The sequence below is a fragment of the Hyella patelloides LEGE 07179 genome (assembly GCF_900659865.1).
Taxonomy (GTDB): Bacteria; Cyanobacteriota; Cyanobacteriia; order Cyanobacteriales; family Xenococcaceae; genus Hyella; species Hyella patelloides.
Genome location: NZ_LR214161.1, coordinates 1 through 4,298, shown reverse-complemented (window position 1 = coordinate 4,298; position 4,298 = coordinate 1). Strand labels below are relative to the sequence as shown.

The following is a 4,298-nucleotide window of genomic DNA, read 5'->3' as shown; positions in this document are numbered from 1 at the left end:
TTGTTCCGATTTGGGAGAACTTTGGTTTAAAGAACGAATGTATTTAAAGGGTCAAGATAATCAATTTTGTCACAATGAGTTGTTTGCTAGTTTTCCTGTATTGGGAAATGCGATCATAATTATCCCCGATCTAGAAATCGATTTACTTAAAAATACTTTGGATAATCTAGATCGAGATAATGTTACCGATCTTGTAGCTGCAACTTCTGTGCTACCCCATAATAAGGGCATTTTAATTCGGGTTGTAGCCAGTAAGGCACAGAAAATTAAAAATTATTGGCATTCTGTGATTAATGCTCTACGAAAGCTCAATCATCAACCTTTGTTACCTCGAATTCCTAAATAATATAGATTATGACCGAAGTTGCAGAAGTATACCTGGGAAATCTTGCTCAAGACAATTTATTAGCTCAAAAAGTAGATAAAGCGAGAGAATCCGAGCGATTGTTAGAGGTAAACCTTCAAAAAAGCGATCGCCATAAGGGAAGAATTTTTACTCAATCAACGTCTGGAATAGCTCTTGGCATTATTAAAAGTCGAGAGTTAAAGCTTCAAGACGGAGATGTTTTCCAAACTACCGCAGGAAATCTACTTTTAATTCGCTTGGAAGCAGAAACTTTAATGGTTTTACATTTTGCTGAAGCAATTAATTCCCATTCTGCAATGAAGCTAGTACGCTTGGGTCATTTATTGGGTAATCAGCACTATCCCATTAAAATTGAAGGGCATAAAATTTATGTTCGCCTGACTACCGATAAAAAAGTAATTATCAAAATGATAGAAGAGTTAAATCTTTCTGGATTAACTATTGGTTGGGAACAAGTGTCTGCTTTCAAAGATATGATTAATCACTCTCATCATCATTAGTGTTTCAGATATTGATGATTTTGATTCACTAATATCATTAATTATCATTAATACCACTATAACTTTTAGTTTCCATGATATTTTAGCAACAATACAAAAACAAACAGTTAAGGCAGAGTTTTAATTTTTTTTGCGGGAACTCCCCCCCAAACTTCTTTAGCTTTTATTATTTCTCCCTTTTTTACCACTGCTCCAGCAGCAATAATTGCATTATCCTCTACTGTAACTCCAGACATAATTACAGCATTGGCACCAACCGTTACATTATTACCAATACGAATCACAGCATGGGAAATATTTTTTCCTTCTATGGCATGGGAGTAAAGTACACAATCTTGTCCAAGCAAAGTGTTACTTCCAATAATAGTAAGAAAAGGATCGAGAATTGTTCCCGAAGAATATGTATTTTCTCCCAATTTAGCTCCTAGCATTAGATAAACTAGCCTCATTAAAGGGACTGGAATGACTTTACTTCTGGTCAGAGAATAAAAAAGTAACAGATAAAAAAGTAAGTATATATGATAAACAAATTCTTGTTTCGACTGTTTCCTTATTTCTCCTTCTTGCAGAGGAAAAAAATATAAAAACAAACGATGTATTAGGATAGAGCTCAAATAAAATAATATTATAAATATTAATGTATAAACTACTCCAGTAAAATCACCTAACGGCAAGCTTAAAAAAAGAAATCTTGTAGCAACTACCGCTACAATAATTGCCAAAATTAATAGGCAATTAAACACTAAAATTGAGCTTAACGAAATTTTACGCATTAGTAAAAGAACTGGTATTACTTATCTGCCCCAAATATATAACCCATATCCCGCAGCTTCGCCAATAAAGCACAGAAGAAATTGCTCCAAAAGCAGGATTTAATCTTGAAAAAAAGTCAAGTATGACAAATGATAAATAAAAATCTTGTCAAAAAAATAGAGACTAACTTATTTTGTCAGTCTCTATCTCTTTGTAGTACCCCCAAGGGAATTTGAATCCCTGTCGCCTCCGTGAAAGGGAGGTGTCCTAGGCCACTAGACGATGGGGGCTTAGATTTATGTTAGGCGTTCGTTTCTATGTGTTTCTTAGCCACAACGTTTTTAAATATATCTATTTTTTTTGTGCTTGTCAATACTTTTTGCAATTTTTTTTTCAGGAATCGGCGTTGGTGATTTGAAGCATGAAATACATATATAAATACATAAATTGATACTTATTCTATTTACTCCTCCGCACCTTCTGCTCAGGCTAAGTCATACCTCAATTTAGCAACCCCAACCGAATCAAGGTCATGGTTTTCCCTGTCTTAATTGCCGAAGACGTTGCTGGGCTATAGGATCGAGAGCATGAAATAAAAAACGACCTGAAGATTTCTTGGCAGATCGCTTTTTTTGTCTTATTTTACGGGCAGTAATTTCCACATCTCCTGCTAATCTTTGGGAAGAGATACATTCCGCACCATATCCCGTTACCACGTGTCTTTGGGCGCGGTCATTGGTAGCAACAATTAATCTTAATGGTTTCTCTAATTCTTTTCGGTGCTTCGAGGCTGCACAGAATTTTTCAATATAAGTATCTGCTGTTTCAGCAAAGGCGGTGTAATAGGCAGAAACTAGAGGAGTATATTCTTGAAGATGGCTAGGTGTTCTTTGATAATGAGCATCAAAAACTATTTGGGTGCGATAAGACACCATCGGGGAATAGTTAATCAAAGATTCCACAAGTGATTCGCGGGCAGCTTCTAAGCCGTGGCGATCGCGATTTTTTTGGAGATCTGACCAACTACCGATGATGTTGTAACCATCAACTAAAAGAAACGCTTGATACGATGAAGAAAGCATAAAATTCAACTAATAATTAAAAAATATTACTTTTTTATTGTAATCTTGTAAAGATTTTTGTTAACAATAATTTAATTTATTTGTTGTTGTTTCACTTTTTCTTTTAAAATACTAGGCTTCCCTTGAGCAACCACCCGTCCATTTTCCAAAAGAAATGCACCATCACAGTAGTCTAATTCTTCAAGACGATGAGTTACCCACAAAGCTGTTAAGCCACGGGTTTTAACTAAATTCTGTACCTGCTCTACTAGCTCAATTTGGGTATCACCATCCAGTAGTGCAGTAGGTTCATCAAACAAAATAGTATGACAATGACGAGCTAAAGCTCCAGCGATCGCAATTCGTTGCTTCTGACCACCACTAAGAGCGTAAATCGGTCGGCGTTCTAATTCTAAGAGATTAACTGCTGCTAAAGCTTCTCTAACTCGATCTCTTACTTCTACTATAGATAATTTTTCTTTTACCAAACCAAAAGCAATATCTGCTGCTACAGTGGGCATTACTAACTGGCGATCGGGATTTTGAAAGACAAAGCCAAAAGGAGAATTAATTTTCACTCCCCCAGAATCAGGACTCAGCAACCCCGCAATCAATCTTAGAAGAGTAGATTTTCCACTACCATTGTTTCCTAAAAGCATCCAAAACTCTCCCTCAGGAACTTTTAAAGAACAAGATTGCAGTACTGGAGCAGTGGAAGACCAACTAAAGCAAAGTTGTTCGACTGTAATAGCAGGGGGCTGATTCATTCTAATAATCTGGGGAAAGTTACTTATTCTGCGCTAGCAGCAGCAAAGAATCCAGCAGCACGGTTGGTATTTGCACCTGAACTCTGAGACATCACGGCAGCAGCGATCGCGCTACTCACAACGGCTATTTTTTTCCCTTCTTGTTTTTCGCAAGTCAATTCCAAGACTTTGGGATTATCCGTTGTCATTGCTGAGAGTATCTCTTGATAAGCTTTTTCTGCATCATCAGCTTCCTTTCTTTCTATGGAAATGGGTAAAGCAGTATTTCTAACAATGATGTTGATACTATGCATATAATTCAGTTCATTCCTCGATTGGTCAATAGCTTTTTTGATTCTACTCTACGGGTAGTCCCTGGCTTATTTTAACTTTTATTTAAGATTTACCTGGAAATTACCGTGAATTTCTTCTAATATAATTAGTAGAGTAAAGAAAAGTAAACTTTTCTCATCATTGACTTAATGACTTAATGAACTAATTATCAACTTTTTATAATATTCATTAAGTTTGACGGCTTTAGCAATAAATTAATTTACTTATAGCTATTCGGAGATTTATTACATGACAATTGCAGTAGGACGCGCACCAGCACGTCAAGGGTGGTTTGACGCTCTCGATGACTGGTTAAAACGCGATCGCTTTGTATTCGTGGGTTGGTCTGGTATCCTACTATTCCCCTGTGCTTACATGGCATTGGGCGGATGGTTAACAGGTACTACTTTCGTCACATCTTGGTACACTCACGGTTTAGCATCCTCTTACTTAGAAGGAGCTAACTTCTTAACCGTAGCTGTCTCCTCCCCCGCAGACAGCATGGGTCACTCCCTACTCTTCCTTTGGGGTCCCGAAG

5 protein-coding genes, 1 tRNA gene and 2 pseudogenes are annotated in these 4,298 nt (G+C 36.9%); 3 read left to right on the top strand and 5 right to left on the bottom strand.

What is annotated here, in order from left to right:
- Together H1P_RS31350 and H1P_RS31345 are read left to right on the top strand one after the other, a co-directional pair.
- Positions 1-346, top strand: a pseudogene (locus H1P_RS31350) (urease accessory protein UreD); the annotation flags it as partial.
- A gap of 8 nt (positions 347-354) precedes the next feature.
- Positions 355-867 carry an urease accessory protein UreE gene (locus H1P_RS31345; protein ID WP_144875106.1) on the top strand — a complete coding sequence of 171 codons (513 nt, stop codon included), beginning with the start codon at positions 355-357 and terminating at the stop codon, positions 865-867.
- Positions 868-974: 107 nt separating this feature from the next.
- Here the strand turns inward: H1P_RS31345 and H1P_RS31340 are convergent, their stop codons facing one another.
- From H1P_RS31340 to H1P_RS31320, 5 genes are all read right to left on the bottom strand, one after another.
- Entirely contained in the window at positions 975-1,589 is a 615-nt protein-coding gene (locus tag H1P_RS31340; RefSeq protein WP_222427336.1) for an acyltransferase, read from the bottom strand.
- 248 nt (positions 1,590-1,837) lie between these two features.
- A tRNA-Glu gene (locus H1P_RS31335) sits at positions 1,838-1,910 on the bottom strand.
- A gap of 240 nt (positions 1,911-2,150) precedes the next feature.
- Positions 2,151-2,702, bottom strand: coding sequence for an NYN domain-containing protein (locus H1P_RS31330; protein WP_144875102.1), 552 nt, complete (start codon positions 2,700-2,702; stop codon positions 2,151-2,153).
- Between the two features lie 71 nt (positions 2,703-2,773).
- Positions 2,774-3,448, bottom strand: a complete 675-nt coding sequence (locus tag H1P_RS31325) for an energy-coupling factor ABC transporter ATP-binding protein (RefSeq protein WP_144875100.1) — start codon at positions 3,446-3,448, stop codon at positions 2,774-2,776.
- A gap of 23 nt (positions 3,449-3,471) precedes the next feature.
- A complete protein-coding gene (locus tag H1P_RS31320) occupies positions 3,472-3,741 on the bottom strand; it encodes a UPF0367 protein family (protein WP_144875098.1) in 270 nt (89 codons plus the stop codon).
- 268 nt (positions 3,742-4,009) lie between these two features.
- Between H1P_RS31320 and H1P_RS31315 the strand changes: the two are divergent.
- Positions 4,010-4,298, top strand: a pseudogene (locus H1P_RS31315) (photosystem II D2 protein (photosystem q(a) protein)); the annotation flags it as partial.

Excerpts from the sequence above, each read along its gene's own strand:
- H1P_RS31325 (WP_144875100.1), bottom strand. The coding sequence starts at position 3,448 with ATGAATCAGCCCCCTGCTATTACAGTCGAACAACTTTGCTTTAGTTGG.
- H1P_RS31320 (WP_144875098.1), bottom strand. The coding sequence starts at position 3,741 with ATGCATAGTATCAACATCATTGTTAGAAATACTGCTTTACCCATTTCC.
- H1P_RS31345 (WP_144875106.1), top strand. The coding sequence starts at position 355 with ATGACCGAAGTTGCAGAAGTATACCTGGGAAATCTTGCTCAAGACAAT.
- H1P_RS31330 (WP_144875102.1), bottom strand. The coding sequence starts at position 2,702 with ATGCTTTCTTCATCGTATCAAGCGTTTCTTTTAGTTGATGGTTACAAC.